Raw genomic sequence first — 26,798 nt, forward strand, 5'->3', positions numbered from 1 at the left:
TTAGATCAAATGATGTGAATTAGATCGGATCAACCAGCTTAGAACCTCTGATCAAATAGCTCTTTTATACACAGGGGTAGATCTGAGTTTTTTTATCCAATGGATAAGTATGCTTAGATCAGCAGTTAGATCAGTGTTTATCCACAATGGGATCTAAAAATACTAAAAATTGTGTATAACTTATGTGTATCTTAGATCTACCTCACTGAGGTAAGCTTTCCACAAACTGTGGCAACCAAGCCAGAGCGGTATCTTCTGGTAACTCGGGATCTTGTACGTCGATTTTCTTCACCTCCAATAATTGTTTTGCTCCTTTTTCCTTTAGTAAAGTCGCTAAATTATTGGCTGCATGATTGAAAGTGTCGTAGTTTGAATCCCCGATCCCAACCACTGAAAAGCATCGATCTGCCATGGTCTCTGTGCCGTTCAGTGCTTCTATAAAAGGAAGCAGGTTATCAGGGTAGTCTCCGGCTCCATACGTTGAAGTTACGAGTAGCCAATATGAATTCGTACATTGTGAAAGATCTGGTTGCTCGTGGAGAACAGCATTAATCCCTTGATTTTCCAAAGATTCTAATAGTTGTTCAGCAACATATTCTGCTGATCCCATTTGGCTTCCAACAATGATATCGATAGCTTGCATAGACAGTGGCCCAATCCTCTAATGGGCGCCATATTATCTGTTCGCGTGAATATGTAAAGAGCCTGTTTGAACAACTGAATAAAAATTAACGGGTGAAAACTAGGCAAAAATATATATTTAAATTTATCTATTTGAATTATAAAGACTAAATAAATTATTCCACCTGCGTTTTCAGTGAGTTATTTGTGGATATTCTATGAAGTAGTTGAGTTTAACCCATATCCATTCGTTGCTTTTATTAACCCTAGTGAATCACTGAGATGCTATTTTCAGTATAAAAATTGCTTTGTGGATGAAGTTATGTGGATAAGGATCTAATGGGTTGAAATCGATCCGTTTTTTTAGATCTTTATAGCTAGATCCTTATATTAAAAGAATCTAAAAAAATAGGACAATTAATACTGATTGTTTGTTTTTACAACGGTTGATCCCAGTGGTTGCTGGAATATAATCTGTTTTGCTTAGTGAGTTTGGCTGGTAACAGTGCCGATAAACACGCCGCTATCTTTGCAAAGCTGTGAAGCTAATTGCGTTTTCATAGCTGTGTTTTGTACTCAGTAACATTCAATAGCACTGTTGATGGGTGTTAAAGGTAGGGGTATACAGTATAAAGTTATTAAATAATAATGAGGCAGACGCAGTAGAAAACTACGTCTGTTATGGTTGTTTGTTACTTAATCTCAACTGTGGATAAGCGAATTTGCCCAATAATTTCTTCGTTGGATTAGAAGAATCGTCGGTTTTTAAATATTAACACTTTCAAAACTCTTATCCTCAGCAGTGGTTATTTACCGATACAGAAACTAAAAATGTAAAAACACTCAAAGTGTTAGAAAGCTATTGGCGCACATGTGGAGTGCAACCTTTTGTTAGGTTTTGCCATGGAAGAACCCATTCTAGGCGATTTGCAGCATTTTTAAAGTGGGATATCTGGGAAAGTGGGACAAAATTATTATCTTTATTGTTACCCATTTTGAAGTTTGCACTATCAGTACAAAGTATTGATTTTTAATAATTATTTATCAAAATAGCTTGCGTTTTACTATCTCCATGCGAATCTTTATAAAGCTGGAGGTAATCATGAAAAAATACCCATCTTTATCATTAATCGCTTTATGTGTGTCCTTGTCTGGTTGCGTAACCGGACCCCGTCATTATGTTCAAGATGAATCTCGGGCTTTAAATCTAGCGCGAGCCGGGGGCATCTACGATTTGGATTTGAGAGATTCCCACGATGGTGTCCACTCTTATAGCAAAGGTATGTTGGTTCCATTACTTGGGCTCGCTAGGCTAACGACTTCATTTAATGATCCGCTTCTGCGTCTTTCTGGTACGCAGACGTTCGTGTTTAACGCTACCGATATAATGATGACACCAGACAATCCCTCGGCTAGACCAAGTCTAATGGGATGGATGCCCGCATCTGCTGCTACCTCAGAATCTCAGGCTTATGAGAAATATGTGCATCTTGTCGATCTGGCAATTCAGCATGTGGCCGATGATATGGCGTTGAATGTCACTAAACTGAGTAATGTAGAAACGCCAGAAATTGATGGTCATCCCATGATTCTTTGGTCTGTTGAAAGCGCCGAGCATGGATGCGGTATTGGTCAATGTGTGGTTGCTTACAACATTACGACTCCTTATCTCTGGAAGAGCCCGCTCTACATTAAAGATGGTGAGTCAGAAAGCTATAACATCGCTGTTAATCACCTGAAGAACTATTCTCGCTTTGTGTTCCGTCAGTCAGGATCACAAGACTTTCCAATTGATGAGTTTTATAGAGCCGTCAGTGCTGCATTGCCATCGTGGATGGTGATCTATTTTCCACCAAACCATGTGGTTAAGGATGGCCAGTCTCTCCCATATCCAGTGTTGTATGAGCAAGGGGAACAACTGCTGTTTAAGGAGTCTGCATTATGAAAAGTGAATATCAGGAGCTAGACAATATTGTTTTGGCGATGGATGAAGTCCAAATGGACCCCGTCATTCTTACTTACCTGATCAGTCATCTATTGACGAGAAATTCGGTGTTCCATCAGCCTAGAGTGGGATGTGTCAAATGCAAGATCACGGGAGAACTAGTCTATCCCCATAGCTGGATTGAGCTTCCAGGCGGTTGGATTGTTGATCTCAGACTGAATCAGGCTTTCAACACGTTCGACCGCTATCCGCAGGGCATTTTCGAGCCATCATCCTACCGGAACCTTCAGTATTTCGGTATGCCCCTTACCGTGCCTGAATTTGAACCATCTGAACTCGATGAAATGACTGATTTTATGTTTTCCAAGTTATTCAGTTTGCAAGGACTGGATATTCGAGTGAGCGGAGGTAGCTATGACTGCATTTGAGTGGGGAATGCTTGGGCTATTCCTATTTTTTAGTTTGGTCACCTTCTGGTGTCTTTACAGCTATAGAGCCAACCAGAAATTGTCAGGCCAAAGCAAACCTCAAGCTGAAGAGTGGGAGGGGAAACATGATTCAAAATCTCAAAAGTGATTTAGTAAATATAATGTTGCTTGGTGTTCTGCTATTCGGATTGATGCTGGCTCAAGACTCTGTATGGGGATTCTTGCTTGCAGGTTTGCCATTGGTCATTTGGTGCTTTAAAGCTTTCACATTTATCCAACGCAGATGGTGGTTAGCTGTTCCTTTTTGGTGTGCACTTACTTATTTATGTTGGCAAATGTCTTTGGCACTTTGGGCTGGCTATCTATTCGTTGCGTTTGTCAGAAATATGATGGAGTTAAATGAAAATTATCCAGCACCAATTCGACGAAAAACTAAAAGCCGTAAAAGAAAAATGGATGATTACGATGAGTATATTTCGACTCAAATAGGTCGTCATGTAGGTTGTGGGCTTCCAGATAGCTTTGATTACGACTACCGAAACCATATTGGGTTTGATGATTGATTTTTAGCTCTTAGCTGGTTCCTTTTGAGTACACATCAACGGAACTAGCCATCAGACTGGTTTTACTACCAATAGAAGCACCTAAACCAGACCAGAGATAAAGCACCACTTATAACAGACTGTGGAGACTTAGATGTTCATTCGAGCTTACCTTCGCGCATCAACCAAAGAACAAAATGCTGAACGGGCTCGCGAGTCCTTGATTCAGTTTGCTACTCAGCATGGCCAGCGAATCGCCGCTTTTTATATTGAGAATGTTTCTGGTGCCACGCTGCACAGGCCTGAGTTGATGCGCTTGATTGCCGAGTCAGGCGAGGGTGACATTGTGCTGGTTGAACAAATCGACCGTCTGGCGCGGCTCAAGCAAAGTGATTGGGATACGTTGAAACAAAAGCTGGCCAGCAAACGTCTAGCCATTGTTTCACCGGAACTTCCTACCAGTTGGCTGGCTTTGCAACAACATAGCGAAACTGACTTTACCGGCGCTATTTTACAGGCGGTCAATGCCATGATGTTGGACATGCTCGCGGCGGTTGCCCGCAAAGATTATGATGACCGGCGACGTCGCCAATCACAGGGGATCGCAAAGGCTAAATCCGATGGTAAGTATAATGGGCGTCAGCCAGATCTCAAACGTCACCATCACATAGCCAGCCTACTGAAATCTGGGCATAGCTATAGTGACATTCAAGATATGTTGGGGTGTTCGCGGCATCTGATTGCTACTATCTCGAAGAGTATGGACTAGTTCAAATTATTCATTGTTTGTATCCCCATCACTTAGCGTGTCCGGGTTTTTCAATGACTTTTTGTCTGCGGATGCTAATCGTCGCTCGACCTTTTTCACATCTTCTGAAGGTGGTAAATGTTCTGGTCGTATACCTCGGCTTAATAGTGTTTGGCGTACAGCATCGTTATTGGTTACATGCTCGATGGATATTTGCTGCTCGCGGGTCATCTGCTGTGTTCGTGCATTGTGGATAGTGATCTCAGTGGCAAAGTCTTTGGCTTTGAGAATAATCGTTGGTGCAAAGTCGGCTAGCGGGCGGTTATCGGGCACTTGCCATTGGGCTTTCATTGCTTGTGTGCTTTTACCAAACAGTGCAGTGTCACCTTTGCTGCGGATCAATGCAAAGTTTTGGTTACCGCCAGTTTGTTCAAATATAACACTGGAGAGCTCTTTTTCGGTGGCTGATAGTTTTTGCCGTGCTAGCACTCGTTCAGCTTCTAGCAAACGTTGTTCAATTAACTCTGCTTTACGGGTTTGCATTGCAAAATAGGTTTGTGCGAAGGCTATTTCTTGTTTACGTGAATCACCGTTTTGTGCAACCAGATAGCAAGCGTAACGAGTAAGCATTACATCGTCGATTTCTCGTTGGCTGCCTGAACCTAGCTCGACCATTTTCCCGACGTCGGCAAAATGGTCCACAATGGCATGGCCGCTTATTTCGCAGGCAGTTTTAGCTTTTGATATGACGCTGACAAAGTTATCCCATTTCCCATAGCCCAATAGGTGTTGCAGATCTCTCGCTAACCAATATTCAACACCATTTTCGGTTTGCTGAGCATGACCTTCAAAGGTTGTTGTGAGTGTTTGAATTTGTTGTTGTTCCATTTTGTCCCTCCTTATTTTGCCTTGTTCCCAAAGCCCAATTTGGCCAAATAACCTGTCATTTCATCCTCCAAACTAGCTAAGTGGGCTTTAAGTTGTTCACGCTCAGCATGTACAGCCATCAGGTCGATTTTTTTCTCTTCTTCGAAAGTATCTACATAACGTGGAATGTTGAGGTTGTAGTCGTTATCTTGGATATCTTTCAGACTGGCAAGATAGGCGTATTTATCGACGTTTTCATTCGCTTTGTAGGTTGCGACGATTTTTGCGATATTGTCGGCACTGAGTTGGTTCTGGTTTTTACCGGGTTTAAACTCGTGTGAGGCATCGATAAATAGGACGTTGTCATCAACCTTTTCTTTTTTGAAAATCAGAATTACGGCTGGAATGCCGGTTCCATAAAAGAGCTTATCTGGCAGGCCAATCACTGCATCCAGTAGATTTTCGTCAATCAATTGCTGGCGGATTTTGCCCTCAGTTGAGCCTCGGAATAGCACACCGTGGGGAACAATTACCCCCATGCGACCAGTCTTAGGTTTAAGTGTCTCTATCATATGTAGAATGAAGGCATAGTCGCCTTTAGTTTTTGGCGGTATACCACGACGAAAACGGTTTAACTTGTCATTTTCAGCGTCCTCATGTCCCCATTGAACTACAGAAAACGGCGGGTTGGCCGCTACAATATCAAACATCATTAAGTCGCCGTTTTTATCCAACAACTTAGGATTGCGAATGGTATCGCCCCATTCGATTTTGTGGTTGTCTTCACCGTGCAGGAACATATTCATTTTGGCCCGTGACCAAGTTGAACCATTCATCTCCTGTCCATAGAGAGCGTAGTTTTTACTATCAAATTTTGTTCGTACTTTATTTCCACATTTTATCAATAGTGAGCCAGAACCACAGGTAGGATCGCAGATACTGTCGCCTGGCTGCGGTTCAAGCAACTCTGCAATCAAGTCACTGACTTCTGGTGGGGTATAAAATTCACCGGATTTCTTGCCACTACTTACTGCGAAGTTTTTGATTAAGTATTCATAGGCATTACCAATTACATCCAATGTACTGACGCGACTAGGTTTGAGGTTGAGTTCCGGCTTAGCAAAGACTTCCAGCAGATAACGTAGGATGTTGTTCTTCTGTTTATCTTCACCTAAGCGGTCGGTGTTGAAAGAGATATCTTGGAACACGCTTTTCCCTGAATCTCTGAGTTTAGTGCCATTGGCTTCTTCAATGGCATGCAGTGCTTGATCAATGCGCTTACCATTGCCAGGTTCATAACGATGTTCGTACAAATAATAGAAGCTGGCGTTTTTGGGTAGCGCAAAACGCTCGTACTTCATCGTCTCTTTGATGAGCTCTGAAGCATCACCATACTGAGCTTTGTAACCATCGTAATGGTCTTGCCATACATCAGAAATGTACTTAAGAAATAACATGGTTAGGATTAAGTCTATGTAATCATCTGCGTCGGTAGTGCCACGGAAAATGTTACAAGAGTCCCACAATGCTTTGTTTATTCTGTCTTGATTGATATTTTCGTTCATTTTATGACTGATTTCCTAACTGAATCTGCGTACATAACTGGTCAAAATAAATATCGCCATTAACAATTAGACGCTGATAGGTTTCTTTTTGTGCAAGCCAGTTTCTGTGGATTTTTTCGATTTGGTACTGTTGCTCTAATGGTGGTAAATCTATCGGCATTGCAGCCAGAATTTTTGCGGTCACTTTATTAATGTTGGTTCCTTCACTCATTCCATTAAAGTAACGTTGCCCTAACAATGAGTTGATGTACCACTGTAAATAATAAGGTGAAATAAGGTTGTGATTGCAGCGTATCACCGCGGTTTGATTGGTTGTTATGGTAGGTCTATCCCATTCCTCACTAAAGATCGCCGCAGAAAACACTGGCCCTCTCAAACGAAATAAAAGATCTCCAGGTCTTAAGTAATGACGATCAGGACTACCCTCCGGAATCACTTTTGCCAGTGTGTTGGCTGTTATACTGCCATCAAGCGTAATATCTTTTGTCTGAATGAGATAGCACGAACCCTCATTACCCTTGTCTTTGATTGCTGAGGTAAATGCCATGCCAAGTTTTATCGTTGTTATCTCAGCTAGTGTTTTGGATATGTTCATAAGGTTAACAGAAGGGGGAGTTACTCCCCTTTTCCTTCATGTTGATTGATACTAACAGATTGATAAATTGAAACTTCACCAATGTGAACAGATAAGTCATAGTTAATAGGTGTGGTAGATGCTATGTGAAGAAGAATAAAAAAGGTTAATCTTACTAGCATTGGTCGTTTGTCGTTCTTTGTAGCATTTGTCCCAGTATTTTGATAATTTATTCTGTGCATGAATTTTAGTCTCCTTGATTAAAGGTGTATCTGTACGAGGGAGTTGCCCCTCCCTCGTACACTAGGAGAACTCTCCTAGTTACAGGATGATATTAGATCTCTTTTTGATGCACCGCAAGTAGTACGGCCCTCCTAGTTTTGTGTTTTTTAATGATTTTCCTTTATCATAATGAAAATAAAGGATTTTTATTTTTGTTTGTTCAGAACGTTTTTCTCTTTATTTCCACTAATTAAGGCTATCTGTCATTTCAACGAGCTTATTTTCGTTCCAACGACACAATTGTCGTATCCGCATCAGATTGGCATTTGCTCGACGAATGACGGCAAAGTTGTCTTCAACGAACTCTATGACTGGTTTTTCCCAATCCTGAGCAAGGGAAAAGGTTGATCGTAGGTAGCGATATTGGTCACCACGAGGTAGATAATGGCTGATGACGTTATAGCCATCAGTTCCTTTTTTACGAGTGAACTCATTGTAGAACCAGTACATTTCAAACTTTCTATCTCGTAGTCGTGCTCTGCAGCCGTAGTGTCCCGGATAACCGGGTGTTTCCTTACCTCGATGAGCTTTGTTATGTTGCCAAAATAGATCTGAAATCCGGCGTGCTATGTAGTAATAACGCAGTTGTTCCAGCTCAACAGACTTGTGTACGTAACGTAAATACTGTTGTGATGACGAATGGGTGAAAAGCATTGCCTCGTCGTGATCTATCTTCTTGTCATCGCTTGAGACAAAAGTATTCCAAGCAGCAATTTGTTTTTCCAAAGTCGTAAATGGATTAGAAGTGTCAGTCATAGAATTATCCTCTGTGTCGTAAATACAGAGTCAGTCTATTGCTACATGCCCACTTTCATCCGCCGTCTTCATGCCCTTTTTGGGCACCTAGGTCTTTTGTTATGGCGACTTAGCCAGAAGACCTAGCCAATTCCTATCCAGATAATTATCTGATGGGGGACCTGGACAGGTTTATTCCATACAAGCTTTATCGCCAATAAAAGACCTGAGCTAAACGATTCCATTTTTAATGGGGGACATGGCTTTAAGAGGTGTAAATCGACAGGTCTCTAAGCTTTCACATGTGAAAGTTTTTCTCTGGGTATTCACTGGCGCACAAATTGATACGGTTATGTCGGGCAACTCATTGGTGGCTTAGATTTTTGCTCTTCAGTGGCTGTTTTTAATCTACATGTTGAATAAATGTCATTAAATATCAGCATCTTGAAATTTATTATTGAAGTTCCAAAAAAGGACAGTTCCAGCGGTCTGCTTAGTTTGTCTTTTTCGAGATGATTGCTCCTGCAAGTTAGATAATAAACAGGAGTCATCATGACGGGTAATAACCAACCTAAACAAGAAGAACGGTTACTGACTTATGCTGAAGTGTGTGACGTTTTGCAAACGTCACAAGCCACACTTCGCCGTTACGTGCGCGATGGACGTTTTCCTCCTCCAATAAAACCCAATCCCAATGGTCGTACTGTTCGCTTTCGGTACAGCGACATCACAGCTTGGTTGAGTGATTTGTGATGGGGGTTAGTGATGCAATATAAGTTGCAGGATGATGGGCTCTATTGCTTGTCCTCTGATCGGTGGCTGCGAATAGGTGGTTGGATTCAGGTGTTGGCTCGCACTCGTTTAACTGACAAACGACATGGGCATGGAGCGCTGCTAGAGTGGCAAAATTTTGATGGGGTTAGGTTACGTGAAGTTGTGTATGCCAGAGACCTGAATAGTGATAATGCACGTCAGATCAGGGATATGCTGGTCGATACTGGGTATCCCTTAACTCCTGGCCAGTCAAGTTGGAGTAGGCTTCAACATTATCTAATAGAACAGATGGCTCTTGCTGCTCCGGCGACAGTGGTTAATCGAACAGGCTGGCATGGTTCAGTGTTTGCAACCTGTAACTGGACTATCGGTTCAGCTGACGAACCGCACCATTTCGTAGGTCAGCTATCTGGTTCTACAACGTTAGAGGAATCCGGAAGTCTCAGCGATTGGCAGACTTATGTCGGTCAGCTATGCCGAGGCAACCCGTTAGCAATATTCAGTATTGGAACGGCGCTGGCTGCCCCACTAATCGCATCTTCTGGTATGGAAAATGGCGCCATTCATCTGGTTGGGGCATCGTCGACTGGGAAAACGACCTTGTTGCAATTGGCGGCCAGCGTCTATGGGAGCAACCGCTATGTCCGCAGTTGGATTTCAACCAGTAACGGACTAGCGGCAGTCTCTTCAGAGCATAACGACATGTTGTTGCCGTTGGACGAAATCGGAATGGCACGCCCGGAAGACATCGATACAGCCATTTATCAGATCATGAACGGCTCTGGGAAGCTACGCGCCAACGTTTCCGGCGAGCTGGCCATGACTTCTCATTGGCGAACGCTGGTGTTAAGTAGTGGAGAAGTCTGGATTGCAGAGCTACTTCAGCAGATCGGTAAACCGTTACGCGCTGGTCAGCAGATACGCCTGGTGGAGCTCCCTGTGTTTGGGACCTACGGTGCGTTCGACGAATTGCATGGTCACAAGCATTCTCAGCAATTTGTGGACGAGCTTAAATCGTCTTGTCAGCACTACCATGGCACCGTAATTCGCGAGTGGATTTCGTTACTGACCGAGCGTCATGACGAGCTGAATAGCTACCTGAGTCACGAAATTGGTCGCCTAAGCGGTATTTGGATAAGCGACCAGATGGCATCGCAGGTGCAACGAGTCATCAGTCGGTTTGCCCTCATCGGGGCGGCACTTTGTCTCGGTAGTAGGAATTTTATCCTCCCTTGGAGCGAGGAAGAGTCCTTGGCAGCCGTCCACCGAACCTTGAAGGCTTGGCTGGACAATCGAGGCCACTCCAGAAATTCCGAGGAATTCCGGCTTCTCAAAGCGCTGGAACGAGCAATGAAAGTCTGGGAGCGCAGTCTCAGTGATATTGAGCAAGCGAGAGGTCATGGGGGAGCTGGTTTTCGACGCTCGCACGAGGGATGTGAGTTGTGGTTGATTTATAAATCGCACTTCCTGAAGCGGCTCGGACTGCCGACCCATTACATGAGGGAAGTGGAGGTGCTGTTACAACGCAATTGCTTGGTAACGAATGAGCGCTCTAGGGGAACCTATAAGACGCGGATTAATGGTGAGTTTCAACGTTTTTTTGCGCTCAAACCTGACCAAGTTAGGCGCCATCTTGAAGATTTAGAGAGGGTTGAACATGACGACTAGCTCAGTGTTCCCACTTTCCCACATTTCCCTGTTCGATTTTGAGGTAAAGGAGTATCAACATGACTGAAAAAGAGATGCTTCAGCGCATGCTGATGGATATGTCATTGCTTAAAAAATGATTACCGATCATATCAAAAACGAGCAACGTCCTGACACAACAAAGGAAATCCTGACAGTTGAGGAATGTGCTGAGCTGACAGGGTTAAAGAAAAGCACTTTGTACCGGTTGACTCACGAACGCAAGATCCCATTTTTCAAACCTAATGGCAATCGGGTGTTCTTCAGGCGAGCAGATATCTTGGCTTGGCTGCAGAGTAATCGTGTGGCGTCTTCTGATGAGATTGATAAAGCCGCTGCTGATCATCTAGTTGCTAACCGAAAATTGTATGGCCGGAGATACTAAATATTGCTTTAACTTTATGAAAGTAAAAATTCGTAGAATTGAGCGTTACATGTCACGACTATGCTATCGTGACATGTAACGATATGATGTTTTTACGGGGATGGTATAGCCTCAACTTCTTTGCCAATAAACCAACCACTATTCTTTACTCTTTCTAGGGCTGCTGTTGGATCTGATGACCAAAGCACAAGAGCGAGAGACTCTTCAGCTCTACTGCATGTTACGTAAAGTAAACGTAGTGTTCGATCAATGGTTGTTTCTTTGCCTTTATTTATGTTTTCGCTGTCGCTTTTGCTTAGATTAACACCACCAAAAATCTTGTCGTAACAAAAAAGGTTGCCACCAGCCAACTTATCATCCATGACAACCATCACATGTGGAAATTCTGAACCTTTTACTACTTGGTGAGTAGCTAAAACTGAATTGCCAGATAGATAGTTGCAGTATTTTTTTAATTGATTCCAAGGGGCTGAAAATAGTGCACACAATCCGCGACGCAACCTATCTTGTTTGGATTCTTCTTCACCTCTCGCTGGCACAGAAGGTGGAGGTGATTTGTCTGCATACCCAACAGCTAAGCGATTATCAACGTTAAACAATTTGGCACTCAAGATTGGTTCGAGCACCTCTCCCACGGTCGCAAGAGGACTTGCACAAGCTGCGGCGAAAGTTTCAATTGCTCTAAGTATTTCTTCAACACGCTTTGCTCGCTCTACTGTATCTTCCGGTATCCTATCAAGACAGTCATAGCGCCTAAAAACCTCAGTGACTTTAAACTCATCAATTGTCTCATTGGGATTGATACACCCCTCTAAATCGATAATTTCGTTCAATAAGGCTTGCACAATAGCCGGACCTTTGTTCTCTCCACTGCCACTGGGTGCTGCCGCATTTGGATCTAGTAGAACCATTGCATTAAATATATCAAGAAAAGATCCACGCGTAGCAACAAGCTTATGCTCAAGTGCGAGCAGTTGAAATTCTCCTTTTGACCAAGCCTCAACGCCACTTGCGCTACACATCTGATCTGCACACCAACGTTCACCGATAGCTTTATCTTCTGGAGATATCTTTGTATCACCTATATAAATTCGTACAAAACCGCCAGCTTTCTCGGTTCTTGAATGCTGTCTTATTCCATTAGCAGGTTGGGTTCGTCCTTCTAGCTTCGCTTCCCAAATTGTATTAATTAGGTCAACAATTCTGCGTTGGCTACGATGATTCATTTTCAGCTCTGGCATCGCCCAGCTATCAGGAACTAAACTCGGAAGATCGGCATGCCCATCCATATATATTCGCTGTCGGTGATCTCCTAGAAGTCCTATAGTTAGACCACTTCCTCTCGGTTCTGCAATAGTCAATAAGGCATCCAGCATACCTTTCATTGTGTCCTGAGATTCATCAATCAGCACAATTGGATGTTGATCTTTTAGGATCCTCGTTAAGGTTGGTCGGTTTTTTAAAAGCCATGCTGTTACGTCAAGCACATGATTGTGGGCAAGCGCTCCTGGACCATATGTCATACGATCCGGGTGGTAGATAAATAGGTCTGTGTTTCTAAATCCCTCGATATCTTCTCTTATCTCATCCAAATCCCGTTGTTTAGCAGGAGTGATGCCCTTTGGTTTTGCAAGTGCTTCCTCAGTTTCCTTTTCAAGCTGAGCTTCTTTGATTGCAATAAGAGCCGCCTTGATATCATCGTTGAATCCACTAATGAGCTCCCAGCAAAATGCATGTATCGTAGATACCTTTACTAGGTCATTCTCCCCTAGGCGCCCGTTAATGACCCCAACCGCGTTTTTCGTGTATGTGATCACTCGAATTGAACGCCCATACAAACGCAAGTTTCTTGCAAGGAGCTCCCCTTTTTCGTGTTTTACGACTCCAGTAATCCGCCGCAAGACCTCTACGAGAGTTCTCGTCTTCCCAGAACCAGCTCCAGCGAAAAGAAAGTAGCTGCGAGGAGGAACTTCAGTAAGGTAGCCGCAAATTTCTTCGACTACTCCCGCATCTCTGTCGTTGTCAGTGATGATACTTTGTTTGCTCATTCCATCACTCCGCTTGGTTCAAGTTGCTTCTGCAACCAAGTTAATGCATTGGCAATGTACCCCGGACATTCAATATCCTCGCCTGAAGATACTAATTCAAAGACGCTGGCAGAGAAGTCGCCTTTATTAAAAGAGCTGTGCATCAGAGAGTGCAGTTCACTAAGTAGCTGTTGAAAATCTTCGGTTTCTACCGCCTTTTTTGCAACAGAGCCAAGAGCCCCTTTGGGAACTTCAATCTCTACTCCATTTTCATCGAATTTCTCATCCATCAACCCTTTGAACCAAGAGACATTCGTAAGAACCAGTGAATCCTCAAATGTGCTGGGCCAACAATTGTTAGCTTTGGTTATAGGTAACTGCCAAGCGAAATATACATGGCAATCTTCGATTTCATTCCATACCAACTGACCTTCAGTCGGGGTTTTGAAATCATCAAGTTTTTGCAGTTTCGGATGCCAGCCACGTAAGGTAGGGTTACCACACTGAAGTTCGGGTTGCCCGGTGTTTGCAACAGCGACTAGTTCCTTGGTCGGGTCACCATTTTTCTTAGGCCTGCCTTCCTTTTCTTCGCAAGGATCGATATCTGTAATTATTACTGTAGGGATCCGGAGCTTTTCGATGAGAGGTTTGAGTCGATGGGCATGGCTTCCACCTATATCAACAAAGGAAATGTAACGACTGTTCAGTTCATTGAAATAACGCTCTATGAAAAGTGGCACCAACATTCGCTCCGCGACTCCTTCCACAAAAATAGCTGCGTTAGCAAACAAAAGGTCCGTATGTTGAACACGGAAGTAACGCTCAGCGAATTGGCGTGTTTTTTTATCATCACCAAAGACTTCGGCTAGATTGACAACTTCTGTCGTCGGCATTGGAATCGTATCGCTCTTAGCCACACGGCGAACATATCTGAGCCGGTCAAAATTCTCCGAATGAGCTAGATGACTTGAATGAGTGCTTATGATCAATTGGCTATTTAGGCTTGAAGCGTCTTTCTCAGTAGGACTAATTAGTTTATGTGCTTTGCTTGGAAATATACGCTGCACCTGAACATGTAGGTGGGCTTCAGGCTCCTCAATCATTACTATGTGTACAGGGACTGGGGAGCCTTTTTCAGGCTTAAGTCGTGCAGATCTAAATGAAACTAGTTGGTAGCTGAGAGATTGGAGATTCTGGTAACCAAGTCCAATAGAATATTCTGGTAGGAGTTCTTCTATTGAATCCTTCTGCATACTGTACTGGACCGCAGTACTGTGATCGAGAAGGTCAGCAGTTTGGATACGTGTACGAAAACGAATCTCTTGAGGGTCATGCAACCCTGGATAACCAAGCTCTTGCACTTCCTGAACTGAATCGGCTATGGCTTCTTGAATCTTACTGTCTAACTCTTTCTGAGCAAGTGCCACTGCCTTAATAAGGTCTACACGCTGGCTATGTCCGGAGCTAGCAACGTTTAAGTGTTGTTGAGCAAACTTGATTAGCTGATTTGAAAACATGCCAACTCGTTGAAGAGCGGATGATGGCCGCGACTCAGTTTCTTCACTTCCGAATCCACGCTGAGCTGCGATGAAATCAACACGAATCAATCTCGATAGATGCTTTCGGTCAATCGGACTTGTCTGGACATCAAGTGTCTGAGTTTCATAGGATACCAGTTCCGTAATCGGGTTGTTATCGGTATCTAATTTGTATGCACGAACGCGCCCAAGCTTCAATGGCTCACGCAGAAAAAAATCAAGTAGGTCTATGGGCCACGCTAATGAATCTTGTCCCATATCTTTAACTGGTGAACGTGCAGAGCAGTAAGTCCATGCTAATTGCTTGAGCTCTTCAATATTGGTGACCGGCTCCAGTCGAAGGCGAATACCAACAGCGCCACCTTTCCAGCTAAATTTGGATAGAAATGGAGCAACATAGTGATACATTCCAACATCTGCATCAAACCAGAGGTCCAATACTGGCATGGTTTCTAGCAGTATCTGGAGTTGATCTTTCCACTTTTCTTCTGATTCGGTAACAGTTAAAGGGTCTTCAGTCAGTTCTTCCCAAACTTTGCCAAGGGCTCGCAGCTTTGACCATTTGGAAATACTGATGTCGAAAGCACTAAAGGGAGACCCATCTGCAAGGAAATGTCGTAGCGCCGCAAGAATAGATGTTTTTCCACTATTATTGGCGCCAACCAAAATTGTGGTTTTTTCATCAATGTTCAGCTGCACTTTTCCTAGCCGACGGAAATTACTAAGTTCGACAAATCGAAGTTTAATACCTTTGGATACTTCGGTCTCAGGGGGGATGTCTGGCATTGATACGCCTCCATGCGAATGTTATAAAATTATGAGATTAAAAGACTTCATTGGTGAAGTGTTCTGTTGCACTTCAGTATAATAAGTTACTTTTATATATATCGATGTGCATTTAGTCACCTAAATAACAGGCCTATGCCTAAAGTAATCGTATTGTTTTGACATATGAGCTTTGGACTACTATTCCTTATTGTGTCATTTGACACCAATAACACATCAATAGCTAGGGAAGGTAAAAATGTCTGTTAAACATACACCAACAGGTGTTGTACACAGCGGTGCTAAAGGCGGCACCACTGGCTGCGGCACTGACACAAAGAAAAATGCTGATCACTGGGTTAATTCCCACGAGAAAATCACATGCGATAAGAACGGCTGTAAAAACTAACGATCTTATGTGGTTGATGGAGGGCACTGTCGAGGTGCCCTTTTCTTTGTAAATATGTAGTCGTTTGGTCGTAATAATGCTCTTAGTCTGATGACTCATCGAAGATATCAGGAAAGGTTCGCATGGCCTCTGTGCGACGGGTTTCCAGAATGTCTGCGTAGATTTCTGTCGTTCTGAGTTCGCTGTGGCCAAGCAATCTGGAAAGGGAATAGATGTCCAAGCCACGGGCAAGTTGGTTTACTGCAAAGGTGTGTCGTCCAGCATGAAAGGTCACGTGTTTGGTTATTCCGGCACGTATGGCCCACTGCACTAGCGCGACGTTGCTATAGCTGTCGTAACGTAAACCCTTAAAAACCCGTTCAGTAGATTTACCCCTGTTTTCCAAGTTGAGCAAACGTACTGCTGAATCCGGTAAGTCGAGATATTGCAGGCCATTGCCAGAATTTTTGAGCTTTATCTGGGAAAAGATGATTCGGTAGTGACCTTGGGAAAATAGTTCAATTTCACCCCACACCAGTTTATGAATGTCTGACCAGCGCAGTCCAGTCGTGCAGGAGAACAGAAATGCTCTCCGTAGCACATCGTAACGGCATTCTGCCTTGGTAAGGGCCTTTACCTCATCCAGAGTGAGGTAAGTGCGCTGTGTCCTCTCTGCTTTGATGGATTTGACTTGTTCAACAGGGTTATCTCTGATGATTCGGTCTCGTTGCGCTTGGTTGAGTGCTGCCCGAATTTTATTGAAGTAGCTACAGGCGGTATTCCTGGAGAGGCCGGTATCTGATTTTGTCATTGCCTCATGCTGTAGGTAATGGCGGAACCCTTCCAAGAAGTATTTATCTACCTGTTCAAAAGTGAGTTCTGCGTGGCGGTGATAACGGTGGAGATGGATGCCCGCAGAAACCCAAATTGAGTAGTTGGATTTGCTACCGGATGCTTTACTCGCTGTAATTTGGTCGAAGTAGTCAAAGAAGTTGGCATTGAGTTTTGTGCGGTCATCTAAGCCGTGTTTGGCTGATTCCATTTCCAGTAGACGCTTGGCTCGAATGGCCTCAGCTTTTTGCAATGTGGTTTTATTGTGCTCGCGCTCAACTGCGTTTTTTGGCTTGTTGTAGAGGAATAGATTCAGCGGCTCGTAAGAGCGCTTTTGAGCCCTTGAACCGTCTTCCGAGGTCTTTGAGCCGTAATAGAACACAAGCCTGATGGGGCGCAGGCCATTCTTATCAGGTTCTCGCTTTTGTATATTGATTTTCATAGGTTTCTCTCATCTTGTGCTCCGCATGTGCTCCAGAATTTATCTTCGGAGCACATACGGAGCAAGAATCGACAAAACCCTTCAAATCACTTCCCACCAAGTAAAACAAAATTATTTTAAAATCATAATGTTGTTTTGATTTGGTTTGATGCGTTTTACTATTTTACTTCCCGATACAGAAAGAGCTAAAAATCTTCCCTAGCAGGTCATCTGAGGTAAATTCACCAGTGATTTCGTTGAGGTATTGCTGTGTGAGTCTCAGCTCTTCTGCCAATATTTCACCTGCGATGTGCATTTCTAGTTGAGTTTGACCAATCTCTAGGTGCTCGGCTGCGCGCTCTAACGCGTCTAGATGACGGCGACGAGCCATAAAGCCACCTTCGGTTGCACCGGTAAAACCGATACAGGCCTTTAAATGTTCACGCAGTAAATCGATGCCTTGGATGTCTTTGGCGCTTAAACGAATGAGTGTGTGACCATTTTGCGTGGTGGCACCTACTTTTTCACCACTGAGATCAACTTTGTTGCGGATCACGGTTATCGCCATTCCTTGCGGTAATTGTTCGATAAACTCGGGCCAAATTTTAGCGGGGTCGGTTTCGTGGGTTTCGGTGCCATCAACCATAAACAACACGTGATCGGCACCACGGATCTCTTCCCAGGCACGTTCAATACCGATCTGTTCAACTTTGTCGGGGCTGTCTCTCAGTCCCGCGGTATCTATGATGTGTAATGGCATGCCATCAATGTGAATATGCTCGCGCAACACATCACGAGTGGTTCCTGCGATGTCGGTAACAATGGCGGCTTCGCGACCAGCCAGAGCATTAAGGAGTGAAGATTTCCCGGCATTAGGGCGTCCAGCAATCACCACACGCATACCTTCACGCATAATGCTGCCTTGTTTTGCTTGACTGCGAACTTCACTAAGCTGATCGATAATGGCTTGTAGATCACCGGCAACCTTGCCATCTGAAAGAAAGTCGATCTCTTCATCAGGAAAATCAATAGCGGCTTCTACATACATGCGCAAATGGATCACTTGCTCCACCAGCATATTGATATGCTTTGAAAAATCGCCTTGAAGTGAATGTAGCGCACTTTTTGCAGCTTGTTCACTTGTGGCATTGATCAGATCAGCAATCGCCTCGGCCTGCGTCAAATCTAGTTTGTCATTCATAAATGCCCGTTCAGAAAATTCGCCAGGTTTAGCTAAACGTACCTGCTCAATTTGGCTGATTTCCTTAAGTAGCATATCTAGAACAACGGGCCCACCATGACCTTGTAGTTCAAGCACGTCTTCACCTGTGAAGGAGTTTGGTCCTTGGAAGAATAGGGCGATCCCCTGATCGAGTTGCTCGCCTGCAAGTGTGTTGAACGATAGATATTCGGCATAGCGAGTTTTTGGGCATTTTCCTAAGATCTTTTCAGCGACTAATTTCGCTTTACTGCCTGAAACACGGATAATGCCAACGCCGCCACGGCCCGGAGCTGTAGCTTGTGCTGCTATGGTGTCTTGTGAATTCATGGTGATATAGATTATTACAGTTACATTGTGGCAAATTGTACAGCAAAGCGACAAACTCAGCCATGTATCGTCATGACATAATGGTTGTGCTTTTGTATATTAGAACGACAAACTCATCATGGAATGTTGAATACGGTGTATCAATTTAAGCAGTTTCAATTTGATCCTCACACAGAAACACTTACAGGGCCTGAAAAAACACAGACTTTACGTCCTAAAGTGGCGCAATTGTTGATGCTGTTTATCACTCAACCGCATAAAACCATCACTAGAGAGCAGATATTACAAGCTCTGTGGCAACAACAAGGGGAATTTCGTGATGCGGCGTTAACACAGAGTATTCAAGAACTTCGAAAAGCATTGGGAGACAATGCTCAACAGCCTGAGTTTATTAGAACATTGCCACAAAAAGGTTACCTGTGGATTGTCGATGTAAAGCAACGACAGAACGAAGCGCATGCACTATATAAAAACATGCTGTGGCCATTATTGCTGATTTCGGTGATCGGGATTGCTATTTGGGCTGTGAGTATAAAAACAGATGACGATATCCCGCCAGATACCACTTTGCAGCAAACAACAAAGCCGCGTTTAACTATCAAAAAAATAGAAAATCTCACTGGGCAGTCGCAACTGGATTGGTGGGGATTTGCTATAGCACATCAATTAAAACATGCAGCTTCAGGGCATTATGTGGTGTTGGATGAAGCAACAACTGACACTACGAGCGACGTAGATGTGATCTTAAGCGCTCAATTAACTCAGCAGCAGCAACGCTTTGTATTGAATTACCAAATTCAACGTCCTGATCAGATACCTTCTCATAGCCAACTCGTCAGTGAAGACTTATCAGCGCCGTTGGAACCACTTGCCGATAAGCTAATATCTCAGTTGATAGGTGAAGTGACGCCACTATCTACTGAACATATTTCAACTAACGCACAATCTAGGCAAAATTATTTTTCAGGATTGCGTGCCCTGAGTTATTCGGGATTGGTAGAGGCTAAACCATTTTTTGAGGCTGCACTGGCACATGATCCTCGCAATCGTGCTGCGCAGTTAGAACTTGCCAATATTGTTTGGAAAATGGGACGTTTGCAACAGGCGCAGCGGATCTTTACCACTATATCCATAGACAGTAAGCCAAGTTATCTGTCGGCACGCTATTTTTTATATTTCGCGCGGTTCTTACAGTATATGGGTGAATATCAGCGAGGAGAGAAGGCAGCGCAACAAGCGCTTGAACAGGCGCAAACTTTATCCCACCAGCGTCTTATGGCTGAAGCTTATCAAGTACAAGCCGATCTTGCTTGGTTACAATTAGATTGGCAGGCGCATCAGCAGGCAATGCACAGTGCCAAACTTTTAGTCGGGGTACATGCACTAAATCACTCAGAATCACAACGCGCATTTTACATTGCTAATCCACCCAATGTTGGAGTAGAACATAATAACGAAGTGGATCTTGCGGATAACTTGATTACGTTACGACATGCTAATCAATATTACCAACAGCAAGGACAGCAGGCACAGCTGATGCGAAGCTACTTTGCGCTAGGACAAAATTATCTAGCTGCGCTTGATGAACGGAATAGGGCATTGGTGACTTCATTAACTATGGCTAAAACACAGGGGAATATTTGGGCGCAGCAGCAAATTTTGTCTTACTTAGCATTTTTTCATATTCAACTGCATCAGCCACATCAGGCAATAAACTATCTTGAGCAGCTAAAAGCCACTTCGACTCTGCCACCGGCATTAGAAACTCATTATCAATTTTTGCTAGGAATGGCGAAAATGGATAGCGCTTTACGTGCTGAATCGCCAGATCAACAAATACTTGATTCAGCAAAACAAATATTTTGGCGACTCATTCAAGCTTCAGGTTCCGATCCGGTCATGCAGGCCAATGCTCGTTTATTATTGGGTTGGTTGTTGATAGCTGAAGGCGAGTATGTAAAAGCGACTGAACAGTCTGAACTGGCAACGCGTGTGTTCCAGCAATACCAGTTGGACGATAGCGCGGGATATGGCCAATATACACAAATGTATATACAACTTAGACAACAGCACTACGAAGATGCGTTATCACTACTTAGTAATATACAACCGGCGCAAAAATTATCAGCCATTTATGCTGCATATGCCCATCTAAAGCTAGGCTCTATAATGCAGGCGTTGAGCACTTTAGAAAACGCGAAAAAACAGTTCTCACAGCATTGGCAGCGTGAGGATGAAACACTACTGGGGCAAATAAAAGCGGCGCTAGAAAGCACCGCAGATATTAATACTGTGAATATGGATATTTTACCGCTACCTTATAGTGTTTACTGCCAATCCGAGTGGGTACTGGAATAGTTTCCCTCCGCTGCGGATAAGTGAAACTTCCCAATAATGCGATAGCGTTTATATATCCTGTACTAACAGATATGCAGTAACTAGTTAGACAACAGAGCTTTTGAAGGCGGTATGGCGCCTTTGTATATTACTTGGTGGTTTTTATCTAACAGCAACCAGTATGGCAAACTTGTAATGTCATATTTTCTGAATAACGCATTGTGTGTATCAAACAACACTGGATGATGAGGGGCAAACCGCTGTTGATACGCTTTCGCTTCATGGCGTGAGACATAGAAAGGTTTAAGCACCGTCAGTTTTTCTATGTGATTGGGAAGTAACAGTTGTTCATGTGTTCTGGCCTTTTCCTGACATTTGGGAAGATGCCGTGATGGGCATAAAGCGTCTGCGAATAAGATGAGCCGCAGTTTAGAAGATGGCGTTGCAAAGTTATATGAGATTGATTGCATATCCTCTAGCGAGAGATGGTTTTCAGTGATCGGTATATGTTCACTTTTGGGTAGTACTTGTTCACCACTGAGCACCAGTTTCTCTATTACTTTATCTTGCTTTAGGCGGATAATGGTCGGGGTCGAGCGTACACCGTACTGTAGAGCCATTCGGTTATTATTATCTATTTTTAGGTTCTTATATTGATTGTAAGTGTTTACAAACTTATCAATGTCCGATTGATTAGTGTTTAAATCCGGTTGTAAATATTGGCGCGGCGCTTGGGGTTTTGGTAGTTCACTCTGTGCTGCATATTCACTCCAGATGTCAATAAATACCAACTCCTTGGTTAGTTGCTCTGAGTTCGCTAAGACATGGTTTGAAAATAATACACTGACAAAAAGAAGTCGTAGTAAGAATTTGCTACTCATGCGTTTCTCCCTTTGTTGTTAGATATGGCGCTAACTGTTTTTTCAGTTCATCGTTCATTAGTGCACTGCGATAAATTTCATTGCCTTGGGGATCTAACAGAATATGGGTTGGTGTACCGACAATATCGAATTGTTGGCTGAGATCTCCTGTGTGGTCAAATGCGGTGGCAAAGGTGTAGTTATGAGAAGCTAAAAAACGTGTGACCAGTTGTGGTGATTGGTTAAAGCCAATGTTTATGGATAACACTTGTAAGTCAGTGTTAGCTGTATTTGAGATCTGCTCAAGCATTGGCATTTCTTCAACGCAGTATCGACACCAAGTCGCCCAAAACTTTAAGTAGGTTACTTTGCCCTGAGTGTTTATCTGCTCCCCATTGAGAGTGGTAGTTTGCACAAATTGCTCAGACGTTGAAGCGTATGTGGTCATCGAATAGTATGCGATACAAAACGATGCGATAACGGATTTAAAACGCATGATCTCTCCTTGCGTGGTGATTAAAAATACAGCCCTTGACCCGCCTTAAGCAGGTAATATTGAGCCATGATGATGAGTAATATGGTAAAAAGGTTAGGTGCAAAGTTTAGCCAGACACCAGATTTTGGTAGGCGGTTAACAAGCTGATTAGAAACTCCGAGAATAAACAGTAAAGCGCTCATGCCAAGTGCAAAGCAAAACAGTAACGCTGAACCCATGACTTGATCTTGATTGGCTGCGACATATACGAGTAAGCCAGCAAGAACCGGAGATGTGCAAGGAGCTGCAACTAAGCCGCTTGCTGCACCGAGTAAAAAAGCATTCTGCTGGTGGTTAATGGTTAACAGTGGAAAAACGGGAAGTGGCAACCATCCTTTCAATACGCCAGCAAAATATAACAGTAAATTTGCAAAGCCAATTTGAATCGCTGGATGGCTTGCAATTTGGCCAAACAGGGTCCCAGTTGTTGCAGCTAGCCAGCCGAGCAAGGCATAAAGCAGAGCGAAACCTAAGCAGTAAAAAACAGCGCGCCGCTTAACTCCCTTCGTTTTATTTTCTTGCGGCCGTAGTGATGCCAGAGTAATAGGAATAAGAGGATAAACGCAGGGCGATAGACTGGTTAGCAATCCACATGTGAATGCGATAAAAAGGATCCACCAATGTGTGTCAGCTTGAGTTAGTTGTGTGAGAAAAAAGGTCTCTAATTCACCAAACATAATTTACTCATACGAAATTTGAATGGTGAGCAGTATCGTGAAGGGGGGGGATTTCTCCTATCAAATCGCAGTAAAATCGAAATAAAATAATATCAACTAACTGACTTATAAGATTTTATTTTTGGTTGTGAGACAGCAGAAGATACACTTTGATAGCTGGAAATAGGTTTATATCAACCGAGTCGTGAATCAGTGTTATCCAAAAAATGAAAGAAACTCCGTGTAATAGCAATCTTTTTAATTAGTTGAGCAATTTTGAGTCGAGAAAAGCGAGTTGATAACACCGCTATCGCGTCCTGCTAACGCTTAGGTACCTACATTCATGTAGGCAAGGCAAAAATTGTTCTAAATGAGAAATTTTTAACGCAGTTAGCAGCAGATTTTATCTCTCAAATTAATCAGATAGCTAAGAGGATTGGTATAAGCAGCCCTGCCTAGTTTGAATGAATTACAAACAAAAACGCCTGCGTAATTGCAGGCGTTTATTAGGTATCAACAGCTAAAGTAAATTAACCGCGTACTTTCATGCCTTTTTTCTCCATCCCACGGTAGATGATCAGCATCTGTGCGATAGAGATAAGGTTTGATACCAACCAGTAAAGTACTAGACCCGATGGGAACCAAATAAAGAAGATAGAGAAGACTACTGGCATGTAAGTCATCATCTTCTGCTGCATTGGATCGGTAATGGTCATTGGTTGCAGTTTTTGCGTTAGGAACATACTTGCACCAAATAGGACTGGTAGCACGTAGTATGGGTCCATTGCAGATAAGTCAGTTAACCACAGGCCAAACTCAGCATGGCGTAGCTCTGTAGACTCTAAGAAAACGTAGAATAGCGCTAGGAAGATTGGCATTTGCAGCAATAGTGGGAAACAGCCACCCATAGGGTTAACTTTTTCCTTGCGATACATTTCCATCATTGCTTGGCCGAACTTTTGACGGTCGTCGCCATAGCGCTCTTTTAAGGCCTGCATTTTTGGTTGCAGCATACGCATTTTTGCCATTGACGTGTACTGTGCTTTAGTCAACGGGTAAAGCGCGGTTTTCACGATAATAGTAATCGCGATGATTGCTAGACCCCAGTTACCGAGTAGGCCATAAATTAGTTTTAGTAGCTCAAGTAGCGGCTGTGAAATAAACCACAACCAGCCGTAGTCCACCGTTAGGTCCAGGTCTTCATGAAGCGCTTCTAGTGCATCTGTATCTTTTGGACCTAAGTAATAAATGGAGTGCAAGGTGGCACTGCTATTAGCTTGAATGTTCGCAGGTTCACCTTTCATACCGATAATACCGTTGCCATTTCTTAGCGAGGTATAAATGGTGTTGGTATTTTGTTGATCGGGCACCCAAGCACTTACAAAGTACTTTTGGATAAACGCAATGTAGCCACCTTGGGTATTCTTGTTGAGACTCGCTTCTTCCATATCTGAAAAGCTATATTTTTCGTATGGCTCTTCACTAGTACCGTAAGCAGCACCCAGATAAGTCTGATCAATCATGCTGCTTTTATCTTGGCGAGTACGCTTTATTTGAGTATAAAGCTGCACTTGAATCGGTTCGGCAGTGGTGTTATTCACCTGATACTCTAAATCAACATCGTATTTGCCCGCTTTAAATACAAACGTTTTAGTGTATTGCACGCCTTTGTCATCAACAAAGTTAAGTGGAACGCGCAAAGTATCACCACTTAGTTGATAATTTTTTTGTGTCGTTTCATAGACAGGGCGGCCTGATTTATTTGCATCTGGCCCGTTTAAGCCAATTAACCCGCTTTGAGAAATATATTGTTTGCCGGCAAATTCACCCAGCAGTAAATAAGGTTCTTCGCTACCATGAGTTTCAGCATGTTGTAATAGTGATGCTTCGACGATATCACCACCTTTGGTATCGATTTTTACATCTAATACATCGGTAGTTACCGTGATCACCGAACGAGCAGCTTGTGTTGCTGCTGCAACAGGCACATCCGTTTGGCTAGACGCAGGTACGTCAGTTTGTTCATCTGTTGGGGTTGAGTTCGCCACTTGTTGCGTGACGGCACTGGTACCAGCTTGTTGTTGATTCTGTTCTTTTGTCCACTCTTGGAACAATAGAAACGAAACAAGCAACAAACCGATAAATAAAAACGTGCGTTGCGATTCCATAACAGCTCTTATTTCTCGTGTTGTTTAACTTTGGTTGACTTCACAGGCACGGGATCTTCCCCACCTGCGCTCAAAGGGTGACATTTTAATATGCGTTTAACCGCTAACCAACTCCCTTTTGCAATTCCATGTAAATTAATTGCTTGTATTGCGTAGCTTGAGCAAGTTGGATTGAACCTACAATGAGGTCCAAGCAAAGGGCTGATACCTTTTTGATACCCTCGGATGATGATTATCAAACCGAGTTTAGGTAAAGATAAACAAGCCGTAATAAAGGCTCTGAATTTGCTACGCCTTGAAGTTGAATTCATGGCATAAATGAATGATTAAAAGGTGAGCTAACCTTACCTTAAATGGCTTCTAATTACCATGATTAAAGGGCAATGAAGCATAGATGCAGGTATATAATGAGGATAAATAGAATCACTATTTAAGACCGCATGCAAAGAGGTAGGACTAAGTTATTTTCTTGGTTTACGTTTGAACGGTTTTGGTTTAGGGGCACCAGGCTTACAGCGTTCATTAATTTTGCGCCACAGTTTGTTCAATTGAGCGGTTAACTCTTCATTGGACTGTTCATCTACACCCGTTTTCACCATTAATACAATATCAATATTATCTAGCTTATGGCGATTTAAGCGAAAGCTTTCTCTGGCAAGACGTTTGATGCGATTACGTTGATAGGCTTTTTTACAGCGCTTTTTAGCTACCGTTAATCCCAGACGAGGATGTCCTACATCATTAGGTTTGGCTAAAAGAGTAAAAACTGGCGTGGCTGCGCGAGCAGGGTCTTGAAATATTCTGGAGTAATGCAAGGGAGTTAACAAACGTAACTCCCTGCCAAAGCGAAAGTCTTCCACTAATTAAGCAGAAAGAACTTTACGGCCTTTAGCACGACGACGTGCTAATACTTTACGACCGTTTTTAGTCGCCATGCGTGCACGGAAACCGTGTGTACGCTTGCGCTTAAGTACGCTAGGTTGAAAAGTTCTTTTCATAACAATTCCATCCGATCGGTTAAAAGTTAAAACATCCTATGCAGGTCGCGATCCTGGCACAGGTGCCATTGCGAGCGCGAGATATTAAAGCCGGACCCATATAAAGTCAATGAAAATATCAATTCAAGCGCTAAAAACATACAGGGTAGGTACATGTAACTTGTCTATACATTTATATGCGTTTATTGGTTTGGATCTGATCGAGTGTACTTGATCCATAAACAAGATCAGATCTTGTGGAGACTTATGCACAGGAGGAAAAGCTATGGAAAACTAAAAATGATCGGTAAAATGGGGTGAGATCTTGGTAGATTTTTGCTATGATCTTACTTGTGGGTAAAAAATAAAAACTCATAAAAATCAAAGGGATGGTATTTTGTCTTCCGCAGATCTTAGTTTTTTGAAAAGTCAATATTGAACTTGTGGATAAGATCACTTCATAATACCCAGCTTCCTTCTGAGAGTTTGTGATAATAATACGTATTCCTGGTGATCAATCACTTTGATCCAAAAGCTAATAGATCTAGTGTGTTAGTTTTTATGGCCGGGAACCAAAATCTATTGGAGTTCAGT

Annotated in this window: 24 protein-coding genes and 1 pseudogene; 9 read left to right on the forward strand and 16 right to left on the reverse strand. The window is 43.1% G+C overall.

The window, feature by feature from the left end; translation table 11 throughout:
* Window positions 1–202 precede the first annotated feature (202 nt).
* The gene (locus tag ACSLBF_RS17340) at window positions 203–643 is read right to left on the reverse strand and encodes a flavodoxin domain-containing protein (protein WP_440054589.1); all 441 of its coding nucleotides are present in this window, start codon (window positions 641–643) and stop codon (window positions 203–205) included.
* Between the two features lie 1,080 nt (window positions 644–1,723).
* On the opposite strand from ACSLBF_RS17340, the gene ACSLBF_RS17345 reads away from it, so the two are divergent.
* The 4 genes from ACSLBF_RS17345 to ACSLBF_RS17360 all read left to right on the forward strand — a co-directional run bounded on the left by ACSLBF_RS17345 (window position 1,724) and on the right by ACSLBF_RS17360 (window position 4,305).
* Window positions 1,724–2,566 carry a hypothetical protein gene (locus tag ACSLBF_RS17345; protein WP_440054590.1) on the forward strand — a complete coding sequence of 281 codons (843 nt, stop codon included), beginning with the start codon at window positions 1,724–1,726 and terminating at the stop codon, window positions 2,564–2,566.
* A complete protein-coding gene (locus ACSLBF_RS17350) occupies window positions 2,563–2,994 on the forward strand; it encodes a hypothetical protein (RefSeq protein ID WP_440054591.1) in 432 nt (143 codons plus the stop codon). The genes ACSLBF_RS17345 and ACSLBF_RS17350 overlap by 4 nt, the downstream gene beginning before the upstream one ends.
* Before the next feature lie 125 nt (window positions 2,995–3,119).
* Window positions 3,120–3,557, forward strand: coding sequence for a hypothetical protein (locus ACSLBF_RS17355; RefSeq protein ID WP_440054592.1), 438 nt, complete (start codon window positions 3,120–3,122; stop codon window positions 3,555–3,557).
* Between the two features lie 133 nt (window positions 3,558–3,690).
* The gene (locus ACSLBF_RS17360; RefSeq protein WP_440054593.1) at window positions 3,691–4,305 is read left to right on the forward strand and encodes a recombinase family protein; all 615 of its coding nucleotides are present in this window, start codon (window positions 3,691–3,693) and stop codon (window positions 4,303–4,305) included.
* 6 nt (window positions 4,306–4,311) lie between these two features.
* Here the strand turns inward: ACSLBF_RS17360 and dinD are convergent, their stop codons facing one another.
* From dinD to mobI, 4 genes are all read right to left on the reverse strand, one after another.
* On the reverse strand, window positions 4,312–5,172 hold the full coding sequence (dinD, locus tag ACSLBF_RS17365; protein ID WP_069453889.1) for a DNA damage-inducible protein D: 861 nt from the start codon (window positions 5,170–5,172) through the stop codon (window positions 4,312–4,314).
* 11 nt (window positions 5,173–5,183) lie between these two features.
* Window positions 5,184–6,716, reverse strand: coding sequence for a type I restriction-modification system subunit M (locus tag ACSLBF_RS17370; protein WP_440054594.1), 1,533 nt, complete (start codon window positions 6,714–6,716; stop codon window positions 5,184–5,186).
* Between the two features lies 1 nt (window position 6,717).
* Window positions 6,718–7,311, reverse strand: coding sequence for a restriction endonuclease subunit S (locus ACSLBF_RS17375; RefSeq protein ID WP_054745251.1), 594 nt, complete (start codon window positions 7,309–7,311; stop codon window positions 6,718–6,720).
* A 447-nt stretch (window positions 7,312–7,758) separates the two neighbouring features.
* Window positions 7,759–8,328 carry a conjugative transfer protein MobI(A/C) gene (gene mobI / locus ACSLBF_RS17380; RefSeq protein ID WP_440054595.1) on the reverse strand — a complete coding sequence of 190 codons (570 nt, stop codon included), beginning with the start codon at window positions 8,326–8,328 and terminating at the stop codon, window positions 7,759–7,761.
* A 531-nt stretch (window positions 8,329–8,859) separates the two neighbouring features.
* Here mobI and ACSLBF_RS17385 point away from each other — a divergent pair.
* From ACSLBF_RS17385 to ACSLBF_RS17395, 3 genes and pseudogenes are all read left to right on the forward strand, one after another.
* Complete coding sequence (locus ACSLBF_RS17385) at window positions 8,860–9,060, forward strand: helix-turn-helix transcriptional regulator (protein ID WP_000147416.1); 201 nt, start codon at window positions 8,860–8,862, stop codon at window positions 9,058–9,060.
* Between the two features lie 12 nt (window positions 9,061–9,072).
* Window positions 9,073–10,749, forward strand: a complete 1,677-nt coding sequence (locus ACSLBF_RS17390; protein ID WP_440054596.1) for a DUF927 domain-containing protein — start codon at window positions 9,073–9,075, stop codon at window positions 10,747–10,749.
* Between the two features lie 59 nt (window positions 10,750–10,808).
* Window positions 10,809–11,152, forward strand: a pseudogene (locus ACSLBF_RS17395) (helix-turn-helix transcriptional regulator).
* A 92-nt stretch (window positions 11,153–11,244) separates the two neighbouring features.
* On the opposite strand, the gene ACSLBF_RS17400 reads toward ACSLBF_RS17395, so the two are convergent.
* Together ACSLBF_RS17400 and ACSLBF_RS17405 are read right to left on the reverse strand one after the other, a co-directional pair.
* Window positions 11,245–13,200: a UvrD-helicase domain-containing protein gene (locus tag ACSLBF_RS17400; RefSeq protein WP_440054597.1), complete on the reverse strand. Its 1,956-nt coding sequence runs from the start codon at window positions 13,198–13,200 to the stop codon at window positions 11,245–11,247.
* On the reverse strand, window positions 13,197–15,503 hold the full coding sequence (locus tag ACSLBF_RS17405; protein ID WP_440054598.1) for an AAA family ATPase: 2,307 nt from the start codon (window positions 15,501–15,503) through the stop codon (window positions 13,197–13,199). The genes ACSLBF_RS17400 and ACSLBF_RS17405 overlap by 4 nt, the downstream gene beginning before the upstream one ends.
* Window positions 15,504–15,741: 238 nt before the next feature.
* Between ACSLBF_RS17405 and ACSLBF_RS17410 the strand changes: the two genes are divergently transcribed.
* Window positions 15,742–15,891 carry a hypothetical protein gene (locus ACSLBF_RS17410; RefSeq protein WP_014611895.1) on the forward strand — a complete coding sequence of 50 codons (150 nt, stop codon included), beginning with the start codon at window positions 15,742–15,744 and terminating at the stop codon, window positions 15,889–15,891.
* 82 nt (window positions 15,892–15,973) lie between these two features.
* Here ACSLBF_RS17410 and ACSLBF_RS17415 read toward each other — a convergent pair whose 3' ends face one another.
* Window positions 15,974–17,143, reverse strand: a complete 1,170-nt coding sequence (locus tag ACSLBF_RS17415; RefSeq protein ID WP_440054599.1) for a site-specific integrase — start codon at window positions 17,141–17,143, stop codon at window positions 15,974–15,976.
* Between the two features lie 163 nt (window positions 17,144–17,306).
* Window positions 17,307–18,671 carry a tRNA uridine-5-carboxymethylaminomethyl(34) synthesis GTPase MnmE gene (mnmE, locus tag ACSLBF_RS17420; RefSeq protein WP_440054600.1) on the reverse strand — a complete coding sequence of 455 codons (1,365 nt, stop codon included), beginning with the start codon at window positions 18,669–18,671 and terminating at the stop codon, window positions 17,307–17,309.
* 135 nt (window positions 18,672–18,806) lie between these two features.
* On the opposite strand from mnmE, the gene ACSLBF_RS17425 reads away from it, so the two are divergent.
* Window positions 18,807–21,029 carry a winged helix-turn-helix domain-containing protein gene (locus tag ACSLBF_RS17425; RefSeq protein WP_440054601.1) on the forward strand — a complete coding sequence of 741 codons (2,223 nt, stop codon included), beginning with the start codon at window positions 18,807–18,809 and terminating at the stop codon, window positions 21,027–21,029.
* An 80-nt stretch (window positions 21,030–21,109) separates the two neighbouring features.
* Here the strand turns inward: ACSLBF_RS17425 and ACSLBF_RS17430 are convergent, their stop codons facing one another.
* From ACSLBF_RS17430 to rpmH, 7 genes are all read right to left on the reverse strand, one after another.
* Window positions 21,110–21,889 carry a hypothetical protein gene (locus tag ACSLBF_RS17430; RefSeq protein ID WP_440054602.1) on the reverse strand — a complete coding sequence of 260 codons (780 nt, stop codon included), beginning with the start codon at window positions 21,887–21,889 and terminating at the stop codon, window positions 21,110–21,112.
* Window positions 21,882–22,364, reverse strand: coding sequence for a TlpA disulfide reductase family protein (locus tag ACSLBF_RS17435; RefSeq protein WP_440054603.1), 483 nt, complete (start codon window positions 22,362–22,364; stop codon window positions 21,882–21,884). The genes ACSLBF_RS17430 and ACSLBF_RS17435 overlap by 8 nt, the downstream gene beginning before the upstream one ends.
* Window positions 22,365–22,384: 20 nt before the next feature.
* Entirely contained in the window at window positions 22,385–23,080 is a 696-nt protein-coding gene (locus ACSLBF_RS17440) for a cytochrome c biogenesis protein CcdA (protein ID WP_440054604.1), read from the reverse strand.
* A 509-nt stretch (window positions 23,081–23,589) separates the two neighbouring features.
* Entirely contained in the window at window positions 23,590–25,227 is a 1,638-nt protein-coding gene (gene yidC, locus ACSLBF_RS17445; RefSeq protein WP_440054605.1) for a membrane protein insertase YidC, read from the reverse strand.
* Window positions 25,228–25,235: 8 nt separating this feature from the next.
* A complete protein-coding gene (gene yidD, locus ACSLBF_RS17450; protein ID WP_440054606.1) occupies window positions 25,236–25,538 on the reverse strand; it encodes a membrane protein insertion efficiency factor YidD in 303 nt (100 codons plus the stop codon).
* A gap of 150 nt (window positions 25,539–25,688) precedes the next feature.
* The gene (gene rnpA, locus ACSLBF_RS17455) at window positions 25,689–26,087 is read right to left on the reverse strand and encodes a ribonuclease P protein component (RefSeq protein WP_440054607.1); all 399 of its coding nucleotides are present in this window, start codon (window positions 26,085–26,087) and stop codon (window positions 25,689–25,691) included.
* A 3-nt stretch (window positions 26,088–26,090) separates the two neighbouring features.
* A complete protein-coding gene (rpmH, locus tag ACSLBF_RS17460; RefSeq protein WP_010376846.1) occupies window positions 26,091–26,225 on the reverse strand; it encodes a 50S ribosomal protein L34 in 135 nt (44 codons plus the stop codon).
* Between the last annotated feature and the right edge of the window lie 573 nt (window positions 26,226–26,798).

The organism is Pseudoalteromonas sp. T1lg65 (genome assembly GCF_051930985.1).
In the GTDB taxonomy this organism is placed as follows: domain Bacteria; phylum Pseudomonadota; class Gammaproteobacteria; order Enterobacterales; family Alteromonadaceae; genus Pseudoalteromonas.